Source organism: Saccharopolyspora cebuensis, from assembly GCF_039542665.1.
Lineage (GTDB): Bacteria > Actinomycetota > Actinomycetes > Mycobacteriales > Pseudonocardiaceae > Saccharopolyspora > Saccharopolyspora cebuensis.
In genome coordinates this window covers 58,493-84,123 of sequence record NZ_BAABII010000002.1, presented here as the reverse complement: position 1 = coordinate 84,123, position 25,631 = coordinate 58,493, and the positions used below count along the sequence as shown (strand labels likewise).

At 72.0% G+C, this 25,631-nt stretch carries 21 protein-coding genes, 1 tRNA gene and 1 riboswitch; of the genes, 6 read left to right on the top strand and 16 right to left on the bottom strand.

The features are described 5' to 3' along the window. The first annotated feature begins 103 nt into the window (after window positions 1-103). From ABD976_RS01635 to ABD976_RS01620, 4 genes are all read left to right on the top strand, one after another. Window positions 104-174: transfer RNA gene (locus ABD976_RS01635), tRNA-Gln, on the top strand. Between the two features lie 137 nt (window positions 175-311). After that, complete coding sequence (locus ABD976_RS01630; RefSeq protein ID WP_425570064.1) at window positions 312-1,988, top strand: GGDEF domain-containing protein; 1,677 nt, start codon at window positions 312-314, stop codon at window positions 1,986-1,988. Window positions 1,989-2,310: 322 nt separating this feature from the next. Further along, a complete protein-coding gene (gene glmU / locus ABD976_RS01625) occupies window positions 2,311-3,753 on the top strand; it encodes a bifunctional UDP-N-acetylglucosamine diphosphorylase/glucosamine-1-phosphate N-acetyltransferase GlmU (protein WP_369774552.1) in 1,443 nt (480 codons plus the stop codon). Window positions 3,754-3,764: 11 nt separating this feature from the next. Then, complete coding sequence (locus ABD976_RS01620; protein WP_345355910.1) at window positions 3,765-4,736, top strand: ribose-phosphate diphosphokinase; 972 nt, start codon at window positions 3,765-3,767, stop codon at window positions 4,734-4,736. 98 nt (window positions 4,737-4,834) lie between these two features. Here ABD976_RS01620 and ABD976_RS01615 read toward each other — a convergent pair whose 3' ends face one another. Both ABD976_RS01615 and ABD976_RS01610 read right to left on the bottom strand, forming a co-directional pair. Further along, entirely contained in the window at window positions 4,835-5,446 is a 612-nt protein-coding gene (locus tag ABD976_RS01615) for a malonic semialdehyde reductase (RefSeq protein WP_345355908.1), read from the bottom strand. Between the two features lie 79 nt (window positions 5,447-5,525). Beyond that, window positions 5,526-6,818 (bottom strand): Nramp family divalent metal transporter, encoded by a 1,293-nt coding sequence (locus ABD976_RS01610; protein ID WP_345355905.1) that lies wholly within the window; start codon window positions 6,816-6,818, stop codon window positions 5,526-5,528. A gap of 322 nt (window positions 6,819-7,140) precedes the next feature. Here ABD976_RS01610 and ABD976_RS01605 point away from each other — a divergent pair, with 322 nt between their 5' ends. Together ABD976_RS01605 and pth are read left to right on the top strand one after the other, a co-directional pair. Beyond that, on the top strand, window positions 7,141-7,752 hold the full coding sequence (locus ABD976_RS01605; protein ID WP_345355902.1) for a 50S ribosomal protein L25/general stress protein Ctc: 612 nt from the start codon (window positions 7,141-7,143) through the stop codon (window positions 7,750-7,752). Window positions 7,753-7,834: 82 nt separating this feature from the next. Further along, the gene (gene pth / locus ABD976_RS01600; RefSeq protein ID WP_345355899.1) at window positions 7,835-8,410 is read left to right on the top strand and encodes an aminoacyl-tRNA hydrolase; all 576 of its coding nucleotides are present in this window, start codon (window positions 7,835-7,837) and stop codon (window positions 8,408-8,410) included. Here pth and ABD976_RS01595 read toward each other — a convergent pair. The 14 genes from ABD976_RS01595 to ABD976_RS01530 all read right to left on the bottom strand — a co-directional run bounded on the left by ABD976_RS01595 (window position 8,399) and on the right by ABD976_RS01530 (window position 25,272). Continuing rightward, complete coding sequence (locus tag ABD976_RS01595) at window positions 8,399-10,051, bottom strand: fatty acyl-AMP ligase (RefSeq protein WP_345355896.1); 1,653 nt, start codon at window positions 10,049-10,051, stop codon at window positions 8,399-8,401. The genes pth and ABD976_RS01595 overlap by 12 nt on opposite strands. Before the next feature lie 397 nt (window positions 10,052-10,448). Further along, window positions 10,449-11,315, bottom strand: a complete 867-nt coding sequence (locus ABD976_RS01590) for a proline iminopeptidase-family hydrolase (protein ID WP_345355893.1) — start codon at window positions 11,313-11,315, stop codon at window positions 10,449-10,451. A 460-nt stretch (window positions 11,316-11,775) separates the two neighbouring features. Next, on the bottom strand, window positions 11,776-12,099 hold the full coding sequence (locus ABD976_RS01585) for a hypothetical protein (RefSeq protein WP_345355890.1): 324 nt from the start codon (window positions 12,097-12,099) through the stop codon (window positions 11,776-11,778). A gap of 27 nt (window positions 12,100-12,126) precedes the next feature. Beyond that, window positions 12,127-13,452, bottom strand: coding sequence for a hypothetical protein (locus ABD976_RS01580; protein ID WP_345356459.1), 1,326 nt, complete (start codon window positions 13,450-13,452; stop codon window positions 12,127-12,129). Between the two features lie 54 nt (window positions 13,453-13,506). After that, window positions 13,507-13,836, bottom strand: a complete 330-nt coding sequence (locus ABD976_RS01575) for a hypothetical protein (RefSeq protein ID WP_345355887.1) — start codon at window positions 13,834-13,836, stop codon at window positions 13,507-13,509. A 182-nt stretch (window positions 13,837-14,018) separates the two neighbouring features. Beyond that, on the bottom strand, window positions 14,019-15,626 hold the full coding sequence (locus tag ABD976_RS01570; protein ID WP_345355884.1) for an ABC-F family ATP-binding cassette domain-containing protein: 1,608 nt from the start codon (window positions 15,624-15,626) through the stop codon (window positions 14,019-14,021). A gap of 685 nt (window positions 15,627-16,311) precedes the next feature. Then, window positions 16,312-18,090, bottom strand: coding sequence for an ABC-F family ATP-binding cassette domain-containing protein (locus ABD976_RS01565; protein WP_345355881.1), 1,779 nt, complete (start codon window positions 18,088-18,090; stop codon window positions 16,312-16,314). Between the two features lie 94 nt (window positions 18,091-18,184). Beyond that, complete coding sequence (locus tag ABD976_RS01560; RefSeq protein ID WP_345356456.1) at window positions 18,185-19,141, bottom strand: 4-(cytidine 5'-diphospho)-2-C-methyl-D-erythritol kinase; 957 nt, start codon at window positions 19,139-19,141, stop codon at window positions 18,185-18,187. Between the two features lie 145 nt (window positions 19,142-19,286). Continuing rightward, a complete protein-coding gene (locus ABD976_RS01555; RefSeq protein WP_345355878.1) occupies window positions 19,287-20,102 on the bottom strand; it encodes a MetQ/NlpA family ABC transporter substrate-binding protein in 816 nt (271 codons plus the stop codon). A 75-nt stretch (window positions 20,103-20,177) separates the two neighbouring features. Continuing rightward, complete coding sequence (locus ABD976_RS01550) at window positions 20,178-20,861, bottom strand: methionine ABC transporter permease (protein WP_345355875.1); 684 nt, start codon at window positions 20,859-20,861, stop codon at window positions 20,178-20,180. Next, window positions 20,858-21,877 carry a methionine ABC transporter ATP-binding protein gene (locus tag ABD976_RS01545; RefSeq protein ID WP_345355872.1) on the bottom strand — a complete coding sequence of 340 codons (1,020 nt, stop codon included), beginning with the start codon at window positions 21,875-21,877 and terminating at the stop codon, window positions 20,858-20,860. Before ABD976_RS01545 ends, ABD976_RS01550 begins: the two co-directional genes overlap by 4 nt. Before the next feature lie 70 nt (window positions 21,878-21,947). Beyond that, window positions 21,948-22,100, bottom strand: a complete 153-nt coding sequence (locus ABD976_RS01540; RefSeq protein ID WP_345355869.1) for a hypothetical protein — start codon at window positions 22,098-22,100, stop codon at window positions 21,948-21,950. 4 nt (window positions 22,101-22,104) lie between these two features. Then, window positions 22,105-22,194: riboswitch (SAM riboswitch) on the bottom strand. 174 nt (window positions 22,195-22,368) lie between these two features. Next, entirely contained in the window at window positions 22,369-23,223 is an 855-nt protein-coding gene (rsmA, locus tag ABD976_RS01535) for a 16S rRNA (adenine(1518)-N(6)/adenine(1519)-N(6))-dimethyltransferase RsmA (protein WP_345355866.1), read from the bottom strand. A 507-nt stretch (window positions 23,224-23,730) separates the two neighbouring features. Beyond that, window positions 23,731-25,272, bottom strand: coding sequence for a resuscitation-promoting factor (locus ABD976_RS01530; RefSeq protein ID WP_345355863.1), 1,542 nt, complete (start codon window positions 25,270-25,272; stop codon window positions 23,731-23,733). Between the last annotated feature and the right edge of the window lie 359 nt (window positions 25,273-25,631).

Genomic DNA, 25,631 nt, shown 5'->3' with positions numbered 1-25,631 from the left:
GCCACGATGTCCGCGAGCCAACATCGGCTTCCGCACCGAACCGGTAAGCTCGGGCGGCGGCTCCGGCGACGGACCGCCGGTTCCGGAGGGCGCCGACGCGCGATCCGCCGTGGTGTAAAGGCAGCACCTCGGATTTTGGTTCCGATGGTCCAGGTTCGAATCCTGGCGGCGGAGCGGACGACCCTCCCGGACCCGCGGTGGTGACCGCGGGCCCGGCCGGTGGCGCCGACCGGCCGGGACGAACGGGGAACAGGGGGTGTGCGCCGCTGCGCGACGACACGACCGCCGTTCAGGACGAGGCGGCGACCGCGTTGCACGAGGTGTCCGACGCCTGGTTGGTCGGTCGCGCTCGGGAGCTCAACGCGGTCGGACAGCACTCCACCACCGCCGGGCAGCACGCCACCATCCGCGAAGCCGACCAGCTGCTCGCCGAGGCGCAGCGCCGCGGCGAGCCCCGGATCGTCTCCCAGCTCCTGCGCCACTGCGCCGCGATGCGGCTGACCACCCAGGACGCCGTCAGCACCGCCGATCCGCTGCTCGACGAACTGCTCACCCACACCCGCAGGCACGGCCTGGTCGTGCTGCAGGCCGACGCGCACGCGCTGCGCGGCAGGCGCGCGCTGCTGGGCGGCGCCGAGGACAACGCGCTGACCGAGGTCGCGCACGGGCTGGCCATGCTCGACGACGAGCTCGTCCCGGACCGCACCCTGGGCCGCCGCTCCTGGGAACGGCTGCTGGCCACCGCGCTCACCGACATCGGCCTGGTGCTCACCCAGCTCGGCGTCTACGAGATGGCCGACGAGGTGATGGGCCGCGCCCACCACCGCATCCGGGAGAGCGGCGGTCCGCACGAGATCGCCGTGCACATGATCAACCGCTGCCGGATGCTGCTCGGCTGGGGCCTGCGGCTGGAGCGCATCGGGCAGCAGCGCGACGCCGCGACCCGGTTCGCCACCGCCTCCGCCATCGCCGTCGCCGTGGAGGGCCCGTGGCGCGAGTCGCTGTTCCCCCGGGTCTCCGACCGCCCCGCCTCGGAGCAGATGCCGGTGCTCGGCGCGGCGCACGCGCTGGCCCAGCCGCACGCCGAGCACATCCCCCGGCTCGACGTGCTGCGCACCCTGGACCGGGCGATCCACCCCCGCGAGAAGATCATCGTGGCGATCGCGCTGTCCCGGTGCCTGGTCGAGTCCGGTCGCGGCCCGCAGGCGGTGCGGCTGCTCGGCAACACCCGCGAGGAGCTGACCCAGGACACCTCCGAGCCCACCCTGCGGATCTCGCTGGCCCGGGAGTACGCGCAGCTCACCGAGCTGGACTCCGCCGACACCAACGCGGCGCTGCGGGACTACGCGATCGAGCTGGAGGCCGAGCTGTGGACCACCCGGCAGGTCCGCTTCTCCACCCTGCTGACCCGCCTGGAGAACTCCCGGCTGAGCAACAAGCACGACGCGATCACCCGGCAGGCGCTCCAGGACCCGCTGACCGGGCTGTCCAACCGGCGGGCCCTCGACGACCGGCTGGAGGCGCTGCTGAGCACGCCCGACGTGCAGCCGCTGGCGGTGGCGCTGGTCGACCTCGACGGCTTCAAGGGCGTCAACGACAAGTGCTCGCACGCCGAGGGCGACGACGTGCTGCGGACCATCGCGGTGACGCTGCGCGACACGCTGCGCACCGACGACTTCGTGGCCCGCTACGGCGGTGACGAGTTCGTCGTGCTGCTGCCGGGGGTGACGCTGGCCGCCGCGGAGGCGGCGTTGCGGCGGACGGTGCAGGCGGTGGACCGGTTGCCCGGCGAGCTCTCCCGCGGCGTGACGCTGTCCATCGGCGTGGTCGCCATGCGCCCGCAGGAGTCCGCCGCCCAGGTCCTCGCCCGCGCCGACGCCGCGATGTACCGGGCCAAGCGGGACGGCGGGAACCGGGTGGCGGCCTTCGCCGCCGCCGAGGACACCGGCGAGGTCACCCCGGTGTGGATCCCGCCGGACCCGCGCTGACCCGACAAAGATCACAAAACCCCAGGTGGAGCGGGGGTGTCGGAGCGAACCTCGGGCGTGCGGCGGGTAGGATCGCCCGCACCGGCGGAGCTGGCAGGGGCACCGCTCCTCCCGGGATCACCGTCCGGTTACCCTTCACCCGCTTGGACGAAAGGTGCCGGACCCCCGGGTTCCCGGTCCCCGGACCGGCGAGCAGCTTCTAGATCAAGGGAGAGCGCTGATGCTCCAGGGCGACACCGCCCAGCCCTCCTCCCGCGGCGCCGACGGCGCGCCTGCCGACCGCATCAGCACCGTCGTGCTCGCGGCGGGCGAAGGCACCCGGATGCGCTCGGCGACCCCGAAGGTGCTGCACCGGCTCGGCGGGCGTCCGCTGGTCGAGCACGCGGTGCGCGCCGCGGCGGGGGTCGATCCGGAGGACCTCGTGGTCGTGGTCGGCCACGGGCGGGAGGCGGTCGGCGAGCACCTCGACGGGGTGGCCGCGGCGCTGGGACGCGAGGTCCGCACCGCGGTCCAGGAGGAGCAGCTCGGCACCGGGCACGCCGTGGCCTGCGGGTTGTCCCGGCTGTCCGCGGCGCGGACCGGGACCGTGCTGGTCAGCTACGGCGACGTGCCGCTGCTGGACGCCGCGACGCTGCGCGGGCTGCTCGCCGAGCACCGCGACGCGGGCAACGCGGTGACCGTGCTCTCCGCCGAGGTCGACGACCCGACCGGCTACGGCCGGCTGCTGCGCGACGCGCACGGCCAGGTCACCGGCATCGTCGAGCAGAAGGACGCCACCGCCGAGCAGGCCGCGATCACCGAGGTCAACTCCGGGGTTTACGCCTTCGACGCGGCGGTGCTCGACGACGCGCTGCGCCGGCTGTCCACCGACAACGCCCAGGGCGAGCTGTACCTGACCGACGTGCTGGCGATCGCCCGCGAGGACGGCCGCCGGGTCAGCGCGCTGGTCTGCCCGGACCCGTGGCTGGTCGAGGGCGTCAACGACCGGGTCCAGCTCTCCCGGCTCGGCGCCGAGCTCAACCGCAGGCTGCTGCTGCGCTGGATGCGCGCGGGCGTGACCGTCACCGACCCGGGGTCGGTGTGGCTGGACTGCGACGTCGAGCTGGACCGCGACGTGGTCCTGGAACCGGGCGTGCAGCTGCGCGCCGGGACCACCGTCGGCGAGGGCGCCGCGATCGGCCCGGACACCACGCTGACCGGCTGCGCGATCCGCCCCGGCGCGACCGTGGTGCGCAGCCACGGCGAGGGCGCCGAGGTCGGTCCGGGCGCCTCGGTGGGCCCGTTCGCGTTCCTGCGGCCGGGCACCTCGCTGGGCGCCGACGGCAAGATCGGCACCTTCGTCGAGACCAAGAACGCCGCGATCGGCGCGGGCACCAAGATCCCGCACCTGAGCTACGTCGGCGACGCCACCATCGGCGAGCGCAGCAACATCGGCGCCGCCACCGTCTTCGTCAACTACGACGGCGTCGCCAAGCACCACACCACGATCGGCTCGCACGCCCGCACCGGCGCGGACAACATGTTCGTCGCGCCGGTCGAGGTGGGCGACGGCGCCTACACCGCCGCGGGCTCCGTGATCGTCCAGGATGTCCCCCCGGGCGCGATGGCGGTCGCGCGCGGGAGGCAGCGCAACATCGAAGGCTGGGTGGCCCGGCGCCGCCCTGGTACCGCCGCCGACCAGGCCGCGGGAGCGGCCCTGGCGGATGCAGAACCGACCGCCGACCAACGACGTCCGACGACGGACGTCCCACGGGAGGGACGATGACCGTGAGTGCTATGTCTGCGACCCCGAAGAAGAGCCTCAAGCTCTTCTCCGGGAGCAGCCACCCGGAATTGGCCGAGGAGGTGGCCAAGCAGCTCGACGTGACGGTCACGCCGCAGGCGGCGTACAAGTTCGCCAACGGTGAGATCTTCGTCCGCTACGACGAGTCGGTCCGGGGATGCGACGCGTTCGTCATCCAGTCGCACTGCAGCCCGCTCAACGACGCCATCATGGAACAGCTGATCATGGTGGACGCGCTCAAGCGGGCCAGCGCCAAGCGGATCACCGTGGTCATGCCGTTCTACGGCTACGCGCGGCAGGACAAGAAGCACAAGGGCCGGGAGCCGATCTCCGCCCGGCTCATCGCCGACCTGTTCCGGACCGCCGGCGCGGACCGGATCATGGCGGTGGACCTGCACACCGACCAGATCCAGGGCTTCTTCGACGGCCCGGTGGATCACCTGATGGCGCAGAAGCTGCTGGCCAGCTACATCCGGGACACCTACGCCGGCGAGGAGATCACCGTGGTCTCCCCCGACTCCGGCCGGGTGCGGGTGGCGGAGAAGTGGGCCGACGACCTCGGCGGCACGCCGCTGGCGTTCATCCACAAGACCCGCGACCCCAGCAAGCCGAACCAGGTCGTCGCCAACCGCGTGGTCGGTGACGTCGAGGGTCGGCTGTGCGTGCTGGTCGACGACATGATCGACACCGGTGGCACGATCACCAAGGCCACCGAGCAGCTCCTGGCCTCGGGCGCCAAGGACGTCATCATCGCGGCCACGCACGCGGTGCTGTCCGGCCCGGCGGTGGACCGGCTGTCCAGCAGCGGCGCGAAGGAGGTCGTGCTGACCAACACGCTGCCGATCCCGGAGGAGTACCGGTTCCCGACGCTGAACGTGCTGTCCATCGCGCCGCTGGTCGCCGAGGCGATCCACCAGGTGTTCGAGGACGGCTCCGTCACCAGCCTCTTCGACGGCCAGGCCTGACGACCCCTTCGGGATGTAGGTGAGGGGCACCCTCGTCCAAGTAACTTGGGCAAGGGTGCCCCTCACTCAGTTCACGACCGGGTGACGCAGGCCGTGACTCAGGCCGTGGTGACGACCTGGTCGTAGTCCAGCCGCGGCAGCCGCTCCATCCAGGCGTTCTCGCCCGGCTTGCCGATGTTGACCACGACGAGCACCTGCCGGACGCCCTCCGGGAAGAACTCGGCGTTGATCCCGGCCGCGTCGAAACCGGTCATCGGGCCCGCGGCCAGGCCCGCCGCGCGCACGCCCAGCAGGAAGTAGCCCACCTGGAGCGAGGCGTTGAGGTGGGCGTTGCGGGTCCGGAAGCCCTCCTCGGCGAAGATCTCCTTGGCCTGCGGCGCGTGCGGGAACACCTCCGGCAGCTTCTCGTGGAAGTCGGTGTCGGCGGCCAGGATCGCCACCAGCGGCGCCTGCTCCGTCTTCGCCCGGTTGCCCTCCATGAGGTGCGGCAGCAGCCGCGCGCGGGCCTCGTCGCTGCGCACCAGCACCGCGCGCAGCGGCTGCTGGTTCATCGACGTCGGGCCCCACTTGACCAGGTCGTAGATCGCGCGCACCTGCTCGTCGGTGACCGGCTCGTCGCTGAAGGTGTTGGCCGTGCGGGCCTCGCGGAACAGCAGGTCCTGCGCGTCTTCGGACAGGCTGAGGCGCTGGGCGTGCTCGGTGGTGGTCATCGGGGGCCTTTCTCGGGGAATCCGCGTACGGTTCCGCCAACGATCATTGACGCTTCAACAATCCCGGGTGTGCCGCACATCACCCCAGGACGTCGATGAGCTCGTTCGCCGCGACGCCGACGAACAGCAGCAGGCACAGCCCCAGGGCGGTGTTGGACACCCAGCGCGAGCGGTGCTCGGCGGGCATCATCGTCTTCGAGTTGAGCAGCCACAGCAAGGTCCCCGCCAGGAACGGCATGAACAGCGCGCCCAGCACCCCGTAGACGATGGTGATCTGGAACGGCTTGCCGAGGAACAGCAGCAGCATCGGCGGGAAGGTCAACCACAGCAGGTAGAACCGGTACGCCGGGGACTTCTCCCCCGCCGCGTGGTCGTAGTCCGCGGCCGTCTCCGGTGGCGCCGACTTCGGCATCCGCCAGGTCCGCCACCAGTCGGCGAACAGCAGGCTGACACCGTTCCACACCCCGATCACCGAGGTGAACGCGACGGCGAAGAAGCCGACCAGGAACGGGATGCGCGCCCACTGCCCGTAGTCGGTGGCGAGCGCGTCGCCGAGCTGGAGCAGGCCGGTGTCCCCGGCCGTGAGGTTGGCCCCGCGCAGCATCCCGGCGCCGACCACCAGCATCGCGGCCACGAAGATGGCGGTGGTGATGTAGCCGACGGCGTTGTCGGTGCGCATGAAGGGCAGCCACTTCGGCGAGCGCCAGCCCTTGGCGAAGGTCCAGTAGCCGTAGGCGGCCATCGTGATGGTGCCGCCGACGCCGCCCATCAGGCCCAGCACGTAGGCCACCGAACCGTCCGGCAGGCTCGGCACCAGCCCGGCGCCCAGCGCGGGCAGGTTCGGGCCGACCAGGATCGCGGTGCCGACCACGGTCACGAACATGATCCCGACCAGCACCGTCATCAGCTTCTCCAGCAGCCGGTACCGGCCGAACCAGACCAGCGCGAGGCCCAGCAGCCCGCACACGATCCCCCAGCCGGAGACCGGCAGCACCGGGAACAGCGCGTTCAGCGGCAGCGCGGAGGCCGACATCGCGGTGGCGCCGTAGATGAAGCCCCAGATGACGATGTAGATGCCGAAGTAGGTCGTGGCCCAGCGGCCCAGCGTCCGCCAGCCCTGGAGCATGGTGCGGTGCGAGGCCAGGTGCCAGCGCCCCACCGCCTCGCCGAGGGCGAGCTTGAACACCGCGCCGAGCACGACCGCCCAGAACAGCGCGTAGCCGTAGCGCGACCCCGCGACCATGGTGGCCACCAGATCACCGGCGCCGACCCCGGTCGCCGCGGCCATCACGCCCGGTCCGACCTGCTTGAGCCGGGCCTTCCAGGTGGCCTCGGGGACGGCGACGTCCTCGGGCTTGGCGTCTGCAGACATGCCGGGAACCTAACCTCGGGTGGACGGAATCCAGCGGGCGCGCGATCAAACCGTGACGTCGCGTCCGGCCGGAGGCAACCCGTGCGGACACGTCCCGGTGGCGACCGTTTAAACTGTTCTGGTTGCCTCGGCGAGGTCGGGTCGTTCGCCCGGCGTGATCGACGTGGTGGCTGGGCGCAGCCGACCCCGGGTCGGCCTTCTGCCGCCACCGGTGTGCCGCTCTTTCCGGCACCGAGTCGTCCTCACGCCTGCTGCGCGCCCCCGCCGCCGGAGGCCAGCGACCTAGTCACGTTCCGCCCGACGCCACGAGGAGTGCACCACCGTGTCCGAGGTACGTCTTTCCGTCGAACAGCGCACCGAGTTCGGCAAGGGTGCGGCCCGCCGCACCCGCCGTGCCGGCAAGATCCCCGCGGTCCTGTACGGCCACGGCTCCGACCCGAAGCACCTGTCGCTGCCCGCCGTGGAGTTCGCCCGCGCCGTCCGCGACAACGGGCACAACGCGGTGCTGACCCTGGAGGTCGCCGACGGCTCCAACGAGCTGGCGCTGACCAAGACGATCACCACCCACCCGATCAAGTCCTACATCGAGCACGTGGACCTGCTGCTGGTCAAGCGCGGCGAGAAGGTCACCGTGCAGGTGCCGCTGGCCATCACCGGCACCGCGGGCCCCGGCACCGTCGTCAGCCAGGAGACCACCGAGATCGAGGTCGAGGCCGAGGCGCTGCACATCCCCGAGCAGTTCGAGCTCTCCATCGAGGGCGCCGAGGTCGGCACGCAGTTCCACGCCTCCGACATCGTGCTGCCCCGCGGCGTGACCATGCAGTCCGACCCGGACACCCTGGTGGTCAACGTCGTCGAGGCGTCGGCCCCGATGGACGAGGCGGAGGCCGAGGCGCAGGCCGAGGAGGCCGCCGAGGAGTCCGAGCAGAGCTGACCCAGCGTCGGGCGCGGCACGCGCCGTCCCGCTTCCCGGCGGGGCGGCGCGGCGGCCCGCCCACGAGCCACCAGGAGACGTCGTGACCAGCCCGGACGCACCGGCGCTCATCGTCGGACTCGGCAACCCCGGCCCGCGCTACGCGGGCAACCGGCACAACGTCGGCTTCCTGGTCGCCGACGAGCTCGCCGACCGGATCGGCGGCTCGTTCAAGGCGCACAAGTCCGGCGGCGAGATCGTCGAGGGACGGCTGCGGGACCGGCGGGTGGTGCTGCTCAAGCCCCGCTCGTACATGAACCTCTCCGGCGGCCCGGTGTCCGGCGCCGCCAAGTTCTTCAAGACCACCCCGGATTCGGTGGTGGTCGTGCACGACGAGCTGGACCTGCCGTACGGCACGATCCGGCTCAAGCGCGGTGGCGGGGACAACGGCCACAACGGGCTGCGGTCCATCAGCAAGTCGCTGGCCACCAAGGACTACCTGCGGGTGCGGTTCGGCATCGACCGCCCGCCGGGCCGGATGGACCCCGCCGACTACGTGCTCAAGGACTTCTCCGGCGCCGAGCGCAAGGAGCTGGCCTACTTCGTCGACCGCTGCGCCGACGCCACCGAGGCGCTGGTCACCGACGGTCTGGAGTCGGCGCAGAACTCATTCCACTGAGCCCACGTGCGCGGCGGTGGCGGCCCGCTGGAGCTTGCCCGAGGGCGTCTTCGGCAGCGTGCCCGGGGCCAGCACCACCACCGCGAACGGTCGCACGCCCACGGCGTCCACCACCCGCGCGGCGACCTCCTTGCGCAGCCGCTGCTCGGCGTCGACGTCGCCGGCCAGCTTCGATTCCAGCACCACCGCGAAGCGCTCGCGGCGGCTGCCCGCGTCGAGCCGGACCGCGGCGGCGTTGCCGGGCCGCACGCCCTCGACCTCGCCGACCGCGCGTTCGACGTCCACCGGGTACAGGTTGCGCCCGCCCATGATGATCACGTCCTTGCGGCGACCGCAGATCACCACCTGCCCGTCGACCAGGTAGCCCTCGTCGCCGGTGTCCAGCCAGCCCGCCTCGTCCTGGGCGGCGCGCGGCCCGTCCACCGCGAGGTAGCCGGGGGTGACCGCCGCGCCCCGGACCCGCAGCCGCCCCACGCCGCGCTCGCCGAGCCGGGTGCCCGCGTCGTCGACCACCTCCACCTCCAGCCCGGGCAGCGGCGCACCGAGCAGCGCGAACTCCCGGGACCGGCCGGTGCTCGCCGGTTCGGCCCGGCCGCGCCCGAGCTCGTCGGGGTCCACGACGTCGACCTCCAAGCCCCGGTCCCGGGGCGCGATGGACACCGCCAGCGTCGCCTCGGCCATCCCGAAGGCCGCCACCACGCAGGACTCCCGCAGTCCGAACCGGGCGCCCGCCTCGGTGAACCCGCGCACCGCGTCGGGGTCGATGGGTTCCGCGCCGTTGAGCGCGAACCGCATCGTGCTCAGGTCGAACGCGCCGTCCTCGGCGTTCCCGAGCCGACGCCCGACTACGGCGTAGGCGAAGTTCGGCGCCGCGGTGATGGTGCCGCCGTAGCGGCTGATCAGCTCCGGCCACAGCAGCGGCCGGGCCAGGAAGTCCGCCGGGGTGACCTTGACGACCTCGATCCCGGTGGCCATCGGCACCGTCAGCAGCCCGACCATGCCCATGTCGTGGAACAGCGGCAGCCAGGAGACCATCACGTCGCCGGCCGGGTCCAGCGCGGCGGACTCGACCATCGCGCGCATGTTCGCGTGCAGGTTGCCGTGGGTGATCCGGACCGCCTTGGGAGCGGCGGTGGAGCCGCTGGTGAGCTGGAGCAGCGCGGTGGCGTCCTCGTCGACCGGCACCGCCCGGGGCAGCGGTGTGGCGTCGGTGGCGGCCAGCGCGGCGAGGTCGCGGTGGGCGATGCCGTGCTCGTCGAGCACCCCGGCCAGCTCGTCGAACGGCGGTCCGAGCAGCACCAGGTGCGCGTCGATCATGCGCAGGGTGCGGACGGTGTCCTCGGCCCACTGCCCGAGGTCGGTGCGGGCGGTGGGCTGGTGCAGCATCGTGACGCTGCCACCGCCGAGCCAGGTGGCCTGCACGGCGGTGGCGATCAGCGCGGGGTCGGCGGCCAGGATCGCGACCGAGGCGCCGGGGCGGAGGTCGTCGCCGAGCGCTCCGGCCAGCCGCAGCGCCTCGGCGTGCACCCGGCCCCAGGTGCGGCGCACCGGCCGGTCCGGCTCACCGGTGGTGATGCCGCGTGCGCCGTCCCCGGCGTTGTCGAGCGCCGTCGCCACCAGGGCATCCACGAACCGACTCATACGGGCAGCTTAAGCGCGCAAAGTCCACCCGTCAGGATGATGCGGAGGTCGGGGTCGACGCAGTCCGTCGAGAACGCGCTCCCCGAGTTCCGCCGATGGGGCCGCGGGGTCACCGCACGGCGGGACGGGCGGCGTGCCGGAGAACTCGCTCCGCTAGCCGACGAGCCCCCCTGCCCAGTGGGGGCGGCGCCGCCGACCCGGGCGCGTCCGCCAGCGGATCACCCCGCGCGTCACCCCGAACCCCGCACGTCACCCGAAATCGTCATAGGTGAGGGGCACCCTTGTCCGAGTTACTTGGGCAAGGGTGCCCCTCACTCACTTCACGGACGGGTGACGCGGCGGGTGGGTTCCGGTTCTGAGGGGTTCGGGCGGCGTGGTGGTGTCGCGGCCCCGGCGCTCACGGGCGGGATTCGATCCGCGCCAGGTAGTCGCGGATGATCGCGAGGTACTCGCCGCGCAGCGGTTCGGCTTCGAGGTAGCCCATGTGGGCCGCGCCGGGCTGCGTGACGTGCTCGGCGTCCGGGATCCGGCGGGCGATGTCGGCGAGGTGGGCGGGAACGCATTCGTCGAATTCCCCGCCGAGCACCAGGGTGGGCACCCGGATCCGGTCGAGTTCGTCGAAGACGTCCCAGTCCCGGAGGGACCCCGTGACGTGGTAGTCCGCGTGCCCGACCAGCGTCCGGAACGTCGTCGCGCTCATGCGCGCCGGGTCGAGGTGCACGGCGGCGGTGCGCACGACGCAGGCGCGCAGGTACTCCTCCTGCGCGACCCGGTAATCCGGGTCGTCGGTCGCCCCGCGCAGTTCCCGGCCGAAGGTGCGGTCCAGCACCTCGCCCGGCAGCGCGGCCAGCAGGTCGCGGACCTCCCGCTGGAACCGGGGCACGCTCGCCACGCCGTTGGCGCAGACGAGGCTCGTCCAGTCGGGCGACCGCTGCGCGGCGAACTGGAGACCGAGCATGGCTCCCCAGGAGTGGCCGTAGACGTGCGGGCGGTCCAGGCCCAGGCCGTCGACCACCGCGCCGAGCTCGTCGAGGAAGCGATCCACCACCAGCTGCGAGGGCTCGTCGATCGGGTCGGAGCGCCCCACCCCGAGCTGGTCGTACCAGATGACCTCGCGCTCCCGCGCGAGCGGCTCGAACGCCTCGAACAGCGGATCGCTCGGATAGCCTGGTCCACCGTGGACGAGCAGGAGCGGCACGCCGCCACCGCCCATCCGGCGGTACCAGACCTCCCCGCCCGGCACGCGCACCTTGCCTTCGACCACGCTCCACCTCCCCGACCGGCGCGATCCCGCGCTCGATGATCAGGCTAGGGAGGCGAGCCGCCGAGGACGAGTCTTGTCCGGCCGGGCGGCTTCCGGCAGGCGCCGAGATGCGCTCGGACCACCCCGCCTCGTGGAGGTGGCCGTCGGCGAGGTGCAGGCGGCGGGTGATGGGACCGGGCCGCCAGTGCGTCAGCAGCGCGCTGAGCACGGTCTTCCGGAGCCGCCGACCGACCATCCCGGCAACACGAGGCGCGCGACCTGGCGGTACGCAGGCATTCGGCGCACACCGGCCAGCGCGCGTCCGGGAACGGGACCCGGTGCGGGCTCCACGCCGTGTGGCCGCACTCCCCGAGCACCACGTCCCGGCCGTCGGGGGAGCAGACGGCGTCGGCGTCCGGACGGCCGAGGGCGGCAATTCGGGCACGGGGACCCGCACCTCCTTCCGAACGGGTAGTGCGCACTATCCGGTGGGGTAGGTGAGGGCGGACCACGAGAACCGGGCGATCGCGGCGAGCAGCAGCACGGCAGGCGGGAGCAGCCACCACCAGCGCAGCCAGCGCAGGGCCACCGCCAGCCCGGCGGGCACCACCCCGAGCACCGCGAGCACTCCGCCGGTCAACGCGCTCACCTCGATCGCGGTCAGCACGTCCTCGTCCCACCCGCCGTCCGGCCTCATGGTGAACGCCGAGACCACCGCGAACAGCGCGACCAGGTCCACGGCAGCGCACAGCACCCCGCTGAGCACCGCAGCGACCAAGCGGGGCTTGGAGCGGGGTGCGGCCACCGCACCTCTTCCAGGTCGGTCCATCGGCTACCTCATCGCCTCGTTCGCCTTCGGCATGTTCTCGTTCAGGGTCTGCCCGTAGGCCTGCGCGTCCGGGTTCGTTGCCCAGTTCGGTCCGCCGTTGTATCGAGCACCGATCTCGGCGTAGTGCTCCGGTGTCATCTGATCGGGCGGGACGTCGGCGAAATCGGTCCGGGCCTTGATGTCGGCGAGGTGCTGGGCGCTGATCAGGAGGTTCGTCTTCGGGTTCTCCGCAGCGGTGACGACTTCTTCGCGCTGGTCGTCGGACAGGTTCTCCGGGTCGTAACCCAACACCTCCGCAGCGCGCCGGACCTGGATGGAGAGCGCGCCGTAGGACACCTCGTCCGGCTCCCCGCCCGCCCTGCCCGGCAGATTCTCCGGGGCGATCGGGCTGCCCCCCGAATCCGCCGCGTCCCGGATGCCTTGGACCACGTCGTCCCAGATCCGCCCCTTCCCGCCGACCTCCTGCCAGGCGATCCCGGCGACGAGCTCGGGCGGGAGGCCCGCTTCTTCCGCGGCGGTGCGGATCGCCTCCTTGTTGTCGCTGATCCAGCCCGCCCGATCGTCGAAGTTGCTGATGTACGGCGTATTCTCCATTTCCGGCATACCTGCGGCGATCTCCTGGAACCGCTTGAGCGTCGGAGATTGGGCCGCGTTCGGGTCGAACGGCTCCACGTCGGTCTTCGGACCGCTGCCGGGTAGTGCCACGTTCTCATCGCCGCGCGCCTGTTCCGCCTCCGCCGCGATGTCGCCGACGCCCTCGATGATCGCCGCCGCGTCCTTGGCGTTCGCGCGGAAGTCGGGCAGCTGCCCGTAAGCCTCCTTGAGCGCGGTGAGGCAGGTCTTCCGAGCGAAATCCTCGGTCGTCCTGGCTTCTTCGAACTTGCCCTTGGTCTGTTCGTAGAACCGCTCGGCGTTGTCCCGGATCGAGTCCACATCCATGCCGAGTTCGGCGATCCAGTCGAAGACACCCGTGGTGGCGCGGATGTCCTCCCATTGGCGCATCGGCTCGGCTTCCTGGGCCGTCCGGCTGATCGCCTGCGCGACCTTGCCGATCTCGGCGGCCAACTTCTGCTCGGTGGCCTGGCCTTCCTCGACGAGCCGCTTCGCCTTGGCGAGCTCCGGCGCGTAACCGGCCAACGCCTGGCGAGCGGTCGCGAACCCGGCGCTCAGCGCCTCGACCAAGCCGCTGACGTCGCCGAGGCGGGCGTCGTACTGGTCGCGGCCCGCGCCGTCCCACTCCGTGTCCTCCTTCGCGCGGCGCACCGAAGGCTTGATCGATTCGAGCAGGTCGTGGATCCGTTTGAACTCGTCGGCGTTGCGCTCCACCATCGGCGGCACGACTTCGCTCAGGAACTCGACGTCCGCGTAGTAGGCCATCTCCGGTCACCGCTTTCCGGGTGGTACGAACGAACCTTCGGACAGGAAGCGGGCCAGTTCGTCCCGCACGGTGCCGTCCACGGTGACGTGCTCTTCACCGACGGCCTTGAGCTTGGTGGCCAATGCGCCCAGCAGTGCGACCAGGTCGCGGTGCTGGTCGTTGGCGAAAGTGGCGAACTCCGCTACCTGCTTCCCGACGTCGGGATGCGCCCGAGGCGCTCTCGACATCGTGGCGAGATCACCGTCCAGCCTTCCCTCGTGGAGCAGACCGGCCAGTTCGGTGAGCAGGTGCGAGTTGCCGTCGATGGATTCCGGGTCAACGTTGAAGCCTGTCATGGGCCTTCCTTCCCGCGGTGGCGCCCGCAGGTGCTTCCCGTTCCGCCGCAGCCGAGTCTGCTGAGCACGGGGCGCTTTCTGGCGCGCTCCGCCAAGAAGCACACGAACGGAGGAGCTCACCGGGAGGCTGCGGAGTGCGGGGCACCTTCATCCGGGCAAGTCGAAGGTGCCCCGCACTCGGATCACCCCGCCTCGTGGAGGTGGCCGTCGGCGAGGTGCAGGCGGCGGGTGATGCCGATCCCGGCGAGGAAGCGCTCGTCGTGGCTGACCACGACGAAGGCGCCCTCGTAGGCGTTGAGCGCGCTCTCCAGCTGACCGACGCTGACCAGGTCGAGGTTGTTCGTCGGCTCGTCCAGCAGCAGCAGTTGCGGCGCGGGTTCGGCGTGCAGGACGCAGGCGAGGGTCGCCCGCAGCCGTTCGCCGCCGGAGAGCACGCCGACCGGCAGGTGGATCCGGTCCCCGCGGAACAGGAACCGGGCGAGCAGGTGCCGCCGCCGCGTGGCGTCCAGCTCCGGGGCCGCGGCGTCCAGGTTCTCCGCGACGGTGCGGCCCGGGTCGAGCAGGTCGAGGCGCTGCGACAGCGACGCGATCCGGCCGTCGACGCGGGTCACCGCCCCCTCCTCCGGCTCGCGCTGCCCGCCGATCAGCCGGAGCAGGGTCGACTTCCCCGCGCCGTTCGGGCCGGTGAGCGCGATCCGCTCCGGGCCCCGGATCGCCAGGTCGCCGGTGAGCAGGTCGCGCCCGCCGCCGCGGAGGCGCAGGTCCTCGCCGAGGAACACCGTGCGCCCCGCCGGGACCCGGGTCCGGGGCAGCTCCAGCGCGAGCCGGTCGTCCTCCCGCGCCGCCCGGTCCGCCTCGTCCCGCCGCGCCTGGGCATCGGCGACCCGCGCCGAGTGCACGTCGTCGGCCTTGCCCGCCGACTCCTGGGCGCGCCGCTTCATGGCGCCGGCGACGATCTTGGGCAGCCCGGCGCTGGCGATGTTGCGCGCCGCCGTGCCGGACCGCCGCTGGGCCCGCTCGCGGGCCTGCTGCCGCTCCCGCTTCTCCCGCTTGAGGTCCTGCTCGGCGTTGCGGAGGTTCTTCTCGACCACCTCCCGCTCCGCGCGCACGGCCTCCTGGTACTCGGTGAAGTTCCCGCCGTAGGTGCGGACGCCGTCGCGGGAGAGCTCGGCGATGCGGTCCACCCGGTCCAGCAGCTCGCGGTCGTGGCTGACCACGAGCAGGCAGCCGGTCCAGTCGTCGAGCGCCGCGTGCAGCCTGCGCCGGGCGTCCCGGTCGAGGTTGTTGGTCGGCTCGTCGAGCAGCAGCACGTCGGGCCGCTTGAGCAACTGCGCGGCGAGCCCGAGCGAGACGACTTGGCCGCCGCTGAGGGTGTCGAGCCGCCGGGTCGGCTCGACGTCGCCGAGGCCGAGCCGGTCGAGCTGGGCGCGGGTGCGCTCCTCGACGTCCCAGTCGTTGCCGATCGCGGTGAAGTGCTCCTCGGCGACGTCACCGGATTCGACCGCGTGCAGCGCGCGGAGCACCGGGGCGATGCCCAGCGCCTCGGCGACGGTGAGATCGCCGTCGAACGGCAGGGTCTGCGGCAGGTAGCCGACCACACCGGTCGCCGACACCGACCCGCCCCGGGGCCGGAGCTCCCCGGCGATCAGCTTGAGCAGCGTGGTTTTCCCGGCACCGTTGGGCGCCACCAGGCCGGTGCGGCCGACGCCCGCGGTGAAGGTCAGGTCGTCGAAGACGGGGGTGTCGTCGGGCCAGGAGAAGAAGAGGTTCGAGCAGATGACATCGGACATGCGAGAGCCCTCGGGTGCGATGCGGGCGCGCCGGAGCCGCCCGGGAGGAACGGGGATGTGCGGTGAGGAGGCCACGGCGGCTGCGCTCCACGCGCGCCTGCCTGCGGCCGGACACGTCCGGGCTCACCCGGAGATGTCGTCGTCTCCCAGCACGTCGGAACTCCCTCATCCGGAATCACTCGCACGGCGACGCTACCAGCCGCCCACCCCACCCCTCGAACGGTTTTTCCGGGCCCACGACCACCGCCGACCGCACCAGCGCGCTTCACCCATCAGGACCACGAGTGAGGGGCACCCTTGCCCAACACACTGGGACAAGGGTGCCCCTCACTCACATCACAGCCACCCGGACGGGCAACAACGCCCCAACACACCCGGACGTCAAAGACGAAGCGCTGCACGCACGAGCGGAACGGAACCACCGTCAGGCAAGCGGCGCGAGCCGCTTCCGCTTTGCCCCACCCAAGCAACCGGCACCGCCGCGGGTTCTCAGCTGCCTTCTCGCGAGGACGCCCTGATGCCGTGTAATTGGAATACATCAAGAAGGGCGCCCGGAGCGAGAAGGCAGCTGAGGTTCCGCCACCCGCACCGCCAAGCAACGGGACCACGGCACCTTCAACCGCGAGAAGGCAGCTGAGGTTCCGCTGCTTGCACCGCCACGCAAAACGACCACGGCACAAAAACCTCAACCGAGGGAGTCCGCTAGTTCCATCCAGCGCGACTCCACCTCGTCCTTCTCCTCGCCGAGGGCTTGGAGCTGGGAGTTGAGCTCGGGGAGCCGGTCGGGGTCGGTGGCGGCCTCGGCGAGGCGCTGGTGCAGTTCCTGCTCGCGTTCGGCGAGCTTGTCCAGCCGCCGTTCGCAGCGGGCCAGCTCCTTGCGCGCGGCGTGTTCCTCGGCGCCGGACAGTCCGGTGGGCTTGACCGCGTCGGAGGCCTGCTTGCCCGAGGATGCCTCGGCCGCGAGCAGCGAGTGCCGCCGCTGGAGGTACTCGTCGATGCCGCCGGGCAGGTGGGTGAGCCCGCCGTCGCCGAACAGCGCGTACACGCTGTCGCAGATCCGCTCCACCAGGTAGCGGTCGTGGGAGACGACCACCAAGGTTCCGGCCCAGCCGTCCAGCAGGTCTTCGAGCTGCTGGAGGGTGTCGATGTCGAGGTCGTTGGTCGGTTCGTCGAGCACCAGCACGTTGGGCTCGCCCATGAGCAGCCGGGCGAGCTGCAACCGGCGCCGCTCACCGCCGGAGAGGTCGCCGACCGGGGTCCACTGCCTGCCCTTGCCGAAGCCGAAGCGCTCGCCGAGCTGCGACGCGGTCAGCTCGTACTTGCCGAGGGTGGTGCGCTCGGCGACGTCCTCGATCGCCTCCAGCACCCGCCAGTCGCCCGGCAGGTCGTGCAGTTCCTGGGTGAGGTGCGCCAGCCGCACGGTCTTGCCCTCGATGCGCCGCCCGGCGTCCGGCGCCCGCTCCCCCGCCAGCAGCCTGAGCAGCGTGGTCTTGCCGGAACCGTTGACGCCGACCAGACCGATGCGGTCCCCCGGCCCGATCCGCCAGGTGAGGTCGCGCAGCAGCGTCCGCCCGGCCACCGACAGGTCGACGTTCTCGAGTTCCAGCACCGTCTTGCCGAGCCGGCGCCTGGCGAACGACACCAGCTCCACGGTGTCGCGGGGCGGCGGGACGTCGGCGATCAGGGCCTCGGCCGCCTCGATCCGGAAGCGCGGTTTGGAGGTCCGCGCCTTGGCGCCGCGCTGCAACCAGGCCAGCTCCTTGCGGGCCAGGTTCTGCCGCTTCTCCTCGGCCTGCTGGGCCAGCCGCGCGCGCTCGGCGCGGGCGAAGATCCAGTCCGCGTAGCCGCCCTCGTACTGCTCGACCTGCCCCCGGGTGACCTCCCAGGTGCGGTTGCAGACGGTGTCCAGGAACCACCGGTCGTGGGTGACGATCACCAGCGCGCAGCGGCGTTCCAGCAGGTGATCGGCCAGCCAGCGGACGCCCTCCACGTCCAGGTGGTTGGTGGGCTCGTCGAGCACCAGCAGGTCCAGGTCGCGCACCAGCGCGGCGGCCAGCGCGACCCGGCGCCGCTCCCCGCCGGAGAAGTCGGCGACCGGCGTGTCCAGCCCCAGCCGGGTCATCCCGAGGCCGTCGAGGACGTTGCGCACCTTCGGGTCGGCGGCCCACTCGTGCTCGGCGGCGAAGCCGTGCGGGTCGAGCACGGCGTTGCGCACCGTGGCGCCGTCGGGGAGCTCGGTGCGCTGGGTCACCACCGCCATCCGCAGGTCGCGGGAGTGGCTGACCCGGCCGGTGTCCGGTTGCTCCAGCCCGGACAGCACCTCCAGCAGCGTCGTCTTGCCGCCGCCGTTGAGCCCGACGACCCCGATGCGGTCCCCTTCGCCGACGCCCAGCGAGACGGCGTCCAGCAGCGGCCGGACGCCGTAGCTCTTGCTCACCGACTCCAGATTGATCAGATTCGCCATCGCGGGGTCGTTCTCTCCATCGCTGAGGGTTCTTCCAGGGCGCACCGCTGCCGGCGCGGACCCCGGACGGGTCCGCGCTCCCGGAGCGGTGCGGTCAGGCGTGCACCTGGGGCGGTGTCGGCTTGTCGGCGCGGTCGTCGGAGACCACGCGGGCGCCGGGCACCGGCCCCTGCGCCACCCGCACGGTCCGGCACACCCCGGCGCCGGAGAGCTCGGCGGCCACCCGGACCGCGGCCTCCCCGTCGGTGCACAGGAACGCGCAGGTCGGGCCGGAACCGGACACGATCCCGGCCAGCGCACCGGCCTGCACCCCGGCGCGCAGCGTGCGGCGCAGTCCCGGGCGCAGCGACACCGCCGAGGCCTGCAGGTCGTTGCCCAGCAGCAGGGCGAGCTGCCGGGGATCACCGGAGGCCAGCGCCTCCAGCAGCGGCTCCACCTCGCCGACCCGGCTCTGGCCGGACTCGCCGCGCAGCCGGTCCAGCTCGCCGTAGACGGCGGGGGTCTCCAGCCCGCGCTTGTCCAGCGCGATCACCCAGTGGAAGGTGTGCCGGGCCAACACCGGGACCAGCCGCTCCCCGCGCCCGGTGCCCAGCGCGGTGCCGCCCTGCAAGGAGAACGGCACGTCGCTGCCCAGCTCGGCGGCCAGCGCGCCGAGCTCGTCGCGCCCCATCTCCAGGCGCCACACCGCGTTGAGCGCCAGCAGGGTCGCGGCGGCGTCGGCGCTGCCCCCCGCCATGCCACCGGCCACCGGGATGCCCTTGTTGATCGTCAGCGCGACGCCGGGCTCCTCCGGATCGCGGTCGCTGCGCTCGGCGAGCAACCGGACCGCCTTCCAGGCCAGGTTGCTCGGACCGGTGGGCACCGAATCAGCGCCCTCCCCGTGCACTTCGATCGTCGGTTCGTCCGCGGGGACGACGGTGACCTCGTCGGTCAGCGACAACGCCTGGAAGACGGTGACCAGCTCGTGGTAGCCGTCCGGCCGGGCGTCACCGACCGCCAGGTGCAGGTTCACCTTGGCCGGGACTCGGACGGTGATGGGTGTTGGGACCACGGAGAGCACCCTTGCAGCGTACGTGTCCGGGCCAGCCCGGCGCCGACTCAGTGGACAACGGGCGCGGTGCCGGTGGCCGGACCGCAGCGGCCCCCTCGCTCCGGGCATCCTCGCGAGGGGGCCGCCGGGGTGCGTTCCCGGCCGATCAGCGGGCGGGGACGACCGCCACGCCGCCGTACTCCTGGTCGATGAACTGCTCGACCTCCGGCGACCGCAGCAGCTCGGCGAGCTTGGCGATCCGCGGGTCCTCGGCCATCCGCGGGCTGGTCACCAGGCCGTTGGCGTACGGGCTGCCCTCCGCCGACTCCACGAAGACCGGGTCCTGCAACCCCGCCTTGACCGCGTAGTTGCCGTTGACCACGGCGGCGGCGGAGTCCTCGACGGTGCGCGGGAGCTGGTCCGGCGAGAGGTCCTTGAGCTGGAGCTGCCGCGGGTTGTCCGCGACCGCCTCGGCCAGCCGGGTGCCCACCGCGGCCTCCGGCTTCAGGGTGAGCAGGCCCGCGTTCTCCAGCAGCTTCAGCGCCCGGAACTGGTTGGCCGGGTCGTTGGGCAGGGTGATCACCGAGCCGTTCGGGATCTGCTCCGGGGTGTCGTGGTTCTTGGAGTACATCGCCAGCGGCTCCAGGTGGACCGGCTCCACCCACACCAGCTCCGTCCCGCCGTGCTGCGCCTGGTAGTTCTCCAGGTACGGCTGGTGCTGGAAGTAGTTCGCGTCCAGCTCGCCGTGCTGCAGCGCCTCGTTGGGGCGGATGTAGTCGTTGAACTGCTCGATCTCCAGGTCGATCCCGGCCTGCTGGGCGAGGTTGTCGTCCACGTACTCCAGGATCTCGCCGTGCGGCGTCGGGCTGACGCCGACCTTCAGCGGGGCGTTGGGGTCCTCGGCGGCCTCGGTGCCGCCGCCCCCGCACGCGGTCAGGGCCAGGGCCGAACCGGCCACCAGGGCGGCGAGTCGTACACGCATCAGGGTTGTCCTTCCGGGTTCGGGAGTTCGGGGCGGGCCGGGATCACCGGCCGCGCCCCGCGGGTGACCGCGCGCTCAGCCGATGGCGGTGCGCCTGCGGTCGACGGCCTTGGCGGTGATGTCGGTGGCGCGCTGCATCGCGAAGGCGAGCACCCCGAGGACCACGACCGAGCCCCAGAGGAGGCGGTCGTCGAAGCCCTGGTAGCCGTCCTGGATCGCGGTGGTGCCCAGCCCGCCGCCGCCGATGGCGCCGGCCATCGCGGCGTAGCCGATCAGCGCCACGGCGGTGACCCCGACCGCGCCGACCAGCGCGGCCCGGGCCTCGCCGAGCAGGACGGTCCACACGATCCGCAACCGGCCCGCGCCGGTGGTCACCGCCGCCTCGACCGCGGTGAAGCTCACCTCGCGCACCGCGTTCTGGGTCAACCGGGCGAAGAACGGGACGGCCCCGATGGTCAGCGGCACGATCACCGCCGTGCTGCCGATCGAGGTGCCGATCAGCAGCCGGGTGAACGAGGCCAGCACCACCAGCAGCACCACGAACGGCACCGACCGGACGACGTCGACGATCACGCCGAGCACCCGGTACAGCCCGGGCTTCGGGTTCAGCCCGACCGGTGAGGTCAGGTGCAGCAGCACGCCCAGCGGCAGTCCGCCGAGCACCGCCAGCACCGTCGAGACCGCCACCATGTAGAGCGTTTCGACCGTCGCTCCACCCAGGACTTCCAGGACCTCCGACCAGGGGGTCGCATCACTCACGCCGCAGCAACTCCGTCAACGCTCACGGGGGCGCGGCGCACGTGCGCATCGCGCTCCACCATCCACTTCAGGGCCTGCTCGGCGCGCTCGCCGGTCAGGCCGACCTTGAACTTGGCGACCGGGGTGTCGCCGAGCCGGGTCAGGCCGCCGCCGAGGATCGACAGCTCGACACCGAACCGGCTGGACGCCTCGGGCAGCAGGGCGCCGACCGCGGCGAAGCCGACCAGCACGACCTCGGCCACCACGTCGTGCCCGGACCCGGGCTTGAGGGAACCGGCCTGGTCGGTCTCCGGCAGCAGCGAGGAGCTGATCCGGCTGCCGGGCTCGGAGACCAGGTCCAGCACCTTGCCGTGCTCGACCACGCGACCGTCCTCCAGCACCGCGACGTCGTCGGCGATCCGGCGCACCACGGCCATGTCGTGGGTCACCACGAGCACCGTGACGCCCAGCTCGGAGCGCGCCCGGTCCAGGACCGCGAGCACCGAATCGGTGGTGGACGGGTCCAGCGCCGAGGTCGGTTCGTCGGCCAGCAGCACCGAGGGCTTGGCGGCCAGCGCGCGGGCCACCGCGATGCGCTGGCGCTGCCCGCCGGAGAGCTGGTCGGGGTAGACGCCTGCCTTGTCGCTGAGCCCGACCAGGTCCAGCAGCTCGGCGACGCGGGTGCGGCGCTGCGGCCCGGAGACCGCGGCGGCCTCCAGCGGCAGCGCGATGTTGCCCGCCGCGGTGCGCTGGCGCAGCAGCGAATCGCCCTGCGGCACCACGCCGATCTGGCGGCGGGCGGCGCGCAGCGCCTTGCCGTCCAGCGCGACGAGATCGGTGCCCTCGACCCGGATGGCGCCCGAGTCGGGCTTCTCCAGCAGCGCGATGCACCGCGCCAGGGTCGACTTGCCCGCGCCGCTGGCACCGACGACGCCGCACACCGCCCCGGACGGCACCTCCATGGACACGCCGTCGAGGGCCCGGACGGTGCCCCCGTTGTGCTGGAAGGACTTGGTGAGGTTCTCGACAGTGATCACGATTCGACTCCACATCAGCTCACGTCGCACGCGGCAACGAGCGGGGAAGGACGAGAAGACTTGCGCTGGGTCACATCTCGCGACGACAGGCGCTGGTGGTGCGGCGCCCGTGGTCGATGACGCGGCGCTGGGTCAGCAGCATCCGGATGTGGGCGCGCCGGGATCGCGACCGCCGGGCCGGGCTCAGGGCGGCGGGCAGGCTTGGCGAGACCAGGTTCAGCACGATGGCTCCATCGGTCCTGGCGTTAGCACCTGCCCCATCGGGGTGGTTGCTGCGGCTTCGACGAGCCAGGTCTCTCGGCCGCTCGGGATGGATTTCCCGAATAGTAGAACCCATCGGTGGAGCCGAGGGCAAGTTGATATCGGTCACTATCCGAAATCGTCGACAGAATCACATCCCGGTTCGAGCGGGAATTTTTCCGCTCGAACCAGCGTTGTCACTCACTCCGCGTAATGGATCTGCTGCCCGGTGCACACCGCTGAACGAGTGATCAGATGCGGGTCGCTTCGACGATCCGCACGAAGTCGCCGATCCGCAACTGCTCCCCGCGGGCGGCCGGGTCGACCCCCGCGGCGCGCAGCAGCTCCTCCGCCCGGGGCGCCGATCCGGCCCAGCCGGACAGCGCCGCGCGCAACGTCTTGCGCCGCTGGGCGAACGCCGCGTCGACCACGCGGAAGACCTCCTCGCGGGGGATCGGCGACGGCGGCTCGACCCGCTCGAACGACACCAACCCGGAGTCCACATTGGGTACCGGCCAGAACACCGATCGGGGGACCGGACCCGCGCGGCGCACGTCGGCGAACCACGCCGCCTTGACGCTCGGCACGCCGTAGACCCGGCTGCCGGGATCGGCGGCCATCCGGTCGGCCACCTCGGACTGCACCATCACCAGCCCGCGCCGCAGCTCCGGCAGCTCGGCCAGCAGGTGCAGCACCACCGGCACCGCCACGTTGTAGGGCAGGTTCGCCACCAGGGCCGTCGGCGGTTCGGCGAAGTCGTCGGCGCGCACCTTCAGCGCGTCCGCCCGCAGCACCCGCAGCCGGTCGGCCAGCGCCGGGGCCTGCTCGCCGACCGTGCGCGGCAACCGCTCGGCGAGCACCGGGTCGATCTCCACCGCGGTGACGGCGCGGACCGCGGGCAGCAGCCCCAGCGTCAGCGAACCGAGCCCGGGACCGACCTCCAGCACGACGTCCTCGGCACCGAGCCCGGCCGCGGCGACGATCCGCCGCACCGTGTTCGGGTCGTGCACGAAGTTCTGCCCGAGCTTCTTGGTCGGCCGGATGCCGAGTTCGCCGGCCAGCCGACGCACGTCGGCCGGGCCGAGCAGCGCCGCCTGCTGGTCCACCCGGAGAACGTACCCGGACCCAGCAACCCACCAACCCCCGGGACCACGCGGTGGAAGGTGCGATGGCCGCTTCGCGAAGCGGTGCGGGTGCCGCAGCGGCCCGCTACCGCACCGGAGCCCCGAGCCGAACGCCCCTCACCCGTTCGAGACATGAGTGAGGGGCACCCTTGCCCAAGTTACTGGGGCAAGGGTGCCCCTCACTCACGAAAACTCACCCGGACGATGCGGTGGGACGGTGCACGCCGAACACGCCGCAACCACCGTCAAGCAAGCGGCGAAGCCGCTTCCGGCGAACGCACACGCGGGTCTGCACCACCGTCAGGCAAGCGGCGAAGCCGCTTCCGCTTCACCCCACCTAAGCAACTGGCACCGCCGCGGGTTCTCAGCGGTCTTCTCGCGAGGACGCCCTGATGCCGTGTATCGGAATACATCAAGAAGGGCGCCCGGAGCGAGAAGGCCGCTGAGGTTCCGCCACCCGCACCGCTCCGCAAGATGAGAAAAATACCCCTACAAACCAAGCTGGCCGGAGCAGCTTGGCCAGGCCCCGTAGCCCCCGCGCGCGTCGCGCATCTTGGAGGCCACGGCGATCTGCTGCTCGCGGCTGGCCTGGTGCGGGTACTGCGCGTACTGGTCGCCGCCGTAGGCGTCCCAGGTGGACTTGTTGAACTGGAGTCCGCCGTAGTAGCCGTTGCCGGTGTTGATCGACCAGTTGCCGCCCGACTCGCACTCGGCCAGCTTGTCCCACACGCCGCTGTTCGGCGGTTCCTTGCCGCCGACCCGGACGACCCGGGGCTCGGCCTCCTTGATGATCCGCTCGCCGACCACCTCGCGGTCGACCACCTCGCCGTTGCGGCTGGTCTCGCGGGTGAACACGACCTTCTCGCCGGGCGAGCCGGGCTTCTCGACCCGCTCCTCGCCCTTGAGCATCGAGTTGTCGACGATCTCCTCGACCGGCGGCGGGATCGGGACGGTCACGTTGACGACCGCGCTGCCCATCCGGTCGATGCGGATCTCGGCGCCGTCGGTGATCTTCTGGTCGCCGCCGGGGGTGATCCGGTCGTCCGGCCCGATCTTGAGGTTCTGCTCGCGGGCCAGCTCGTCGACGGTCACGGCGGTGGTGGTCAACTGCCGCGGCTGGTTCGCCCCGTCGAGGATGGTGATCTGCTTGGCGGTCTTGACCACCAGCTCCATGCCGTCGGCGGGCACCGCCATCGAGCCGCGCGCGGAGATCCAGGAGCCGTCGGTGGGCACGCCGAGCTGGCGCAACGCCTGGTCGACGGTGACCGACCGGACCCATTCCTGGCGCTGCTCGCCGTCGACGGTGAGCGTGAGCTGGCGCCCCCGGTCGAGGGTGATGGTGTCGCCGTGGCCGACCTCGGCCTGCGGCGAGGGGCTCAGCGCGTCGTGCTTGCCGACCTCGATGCCCTCGTCGGCCAGCACCTCGCCGACGGTGCCCTCGTAGGTGCTGACCGTCCGCTCCTTGCCGTCGACCTCGACGGTGACGGACTTGTCCATCGCGGCGGCGGCACCACCGGTGCTGGTCAGCGTGAGCAGCACGCCCGCGACGGCGCCCTTGAGGAAGCGGCGCTTCCAGGTGGTGACGGCCTCGACGAGCTCCGGCTCGGCGAGCTGCTCCTCGCCCTCGGCCTCCGGCAGCACCAGCGGCGGGAGCACGACGGTCTCGGCGTTGATCAGCCGGATGACCTCGTCGACGTCGACCTCGGCCGTGGCCAGCATGTCCTCGGCGTCCGGGCCGAGCGCTTCGTAGATGTCGTCGGGCGTGATGTCCAGCGCGCCCGGCGGCAGGGTGGAGAAGTCCGTCGCGGGGAACTCGCCGGTCAGGTCACCGGAGAACCCGCCGGAGAAGTCGTGGAACGCGGTGTCGTCGGTCTCCGGGCGCTCCATGAGCCCCACCGCGGTGCGGGGTTCGGGCTCGCGCACCGGCGTGAACCAATCGGTGGCCGCGTCGAAGGGATCGGTCCAGTAGCCGTCGCTGGGGGCGCGGTGCGCGCCCCGGCCGGCATGACTGGGCTCGCCGAGTCCGTTCACAGGGTCGTTACCTCCCGAAGGCGGAAGTCGTGTCCGCGCGTTGATCGGCGGAGGGGGCGGGCGCACTGTTGTCGCGCACGTCCCTCCACTTCCGCGCGGCACGGAACCTTCGTGCTTCGCGTCTGCATCCGACTCCCGTAGCCGGCGCCGTCCTAGCGGACCGCGGAGCTCCGTTGCCCCGGTCCACTTCCCCGACGTACACCAGCGGCGACTAGCGGGCGTTCCCGTGACTGGCTTGTCATCGGTTACGAGGCCGAGACTCTAGCGTGATCAAACGGGCGGAGCCAAGGCCCCCGATCAGGGCTGTGACGTGAGTTACCCGCGAATGCCGAGCAACTCACCACGTTCGGTCACCGCGA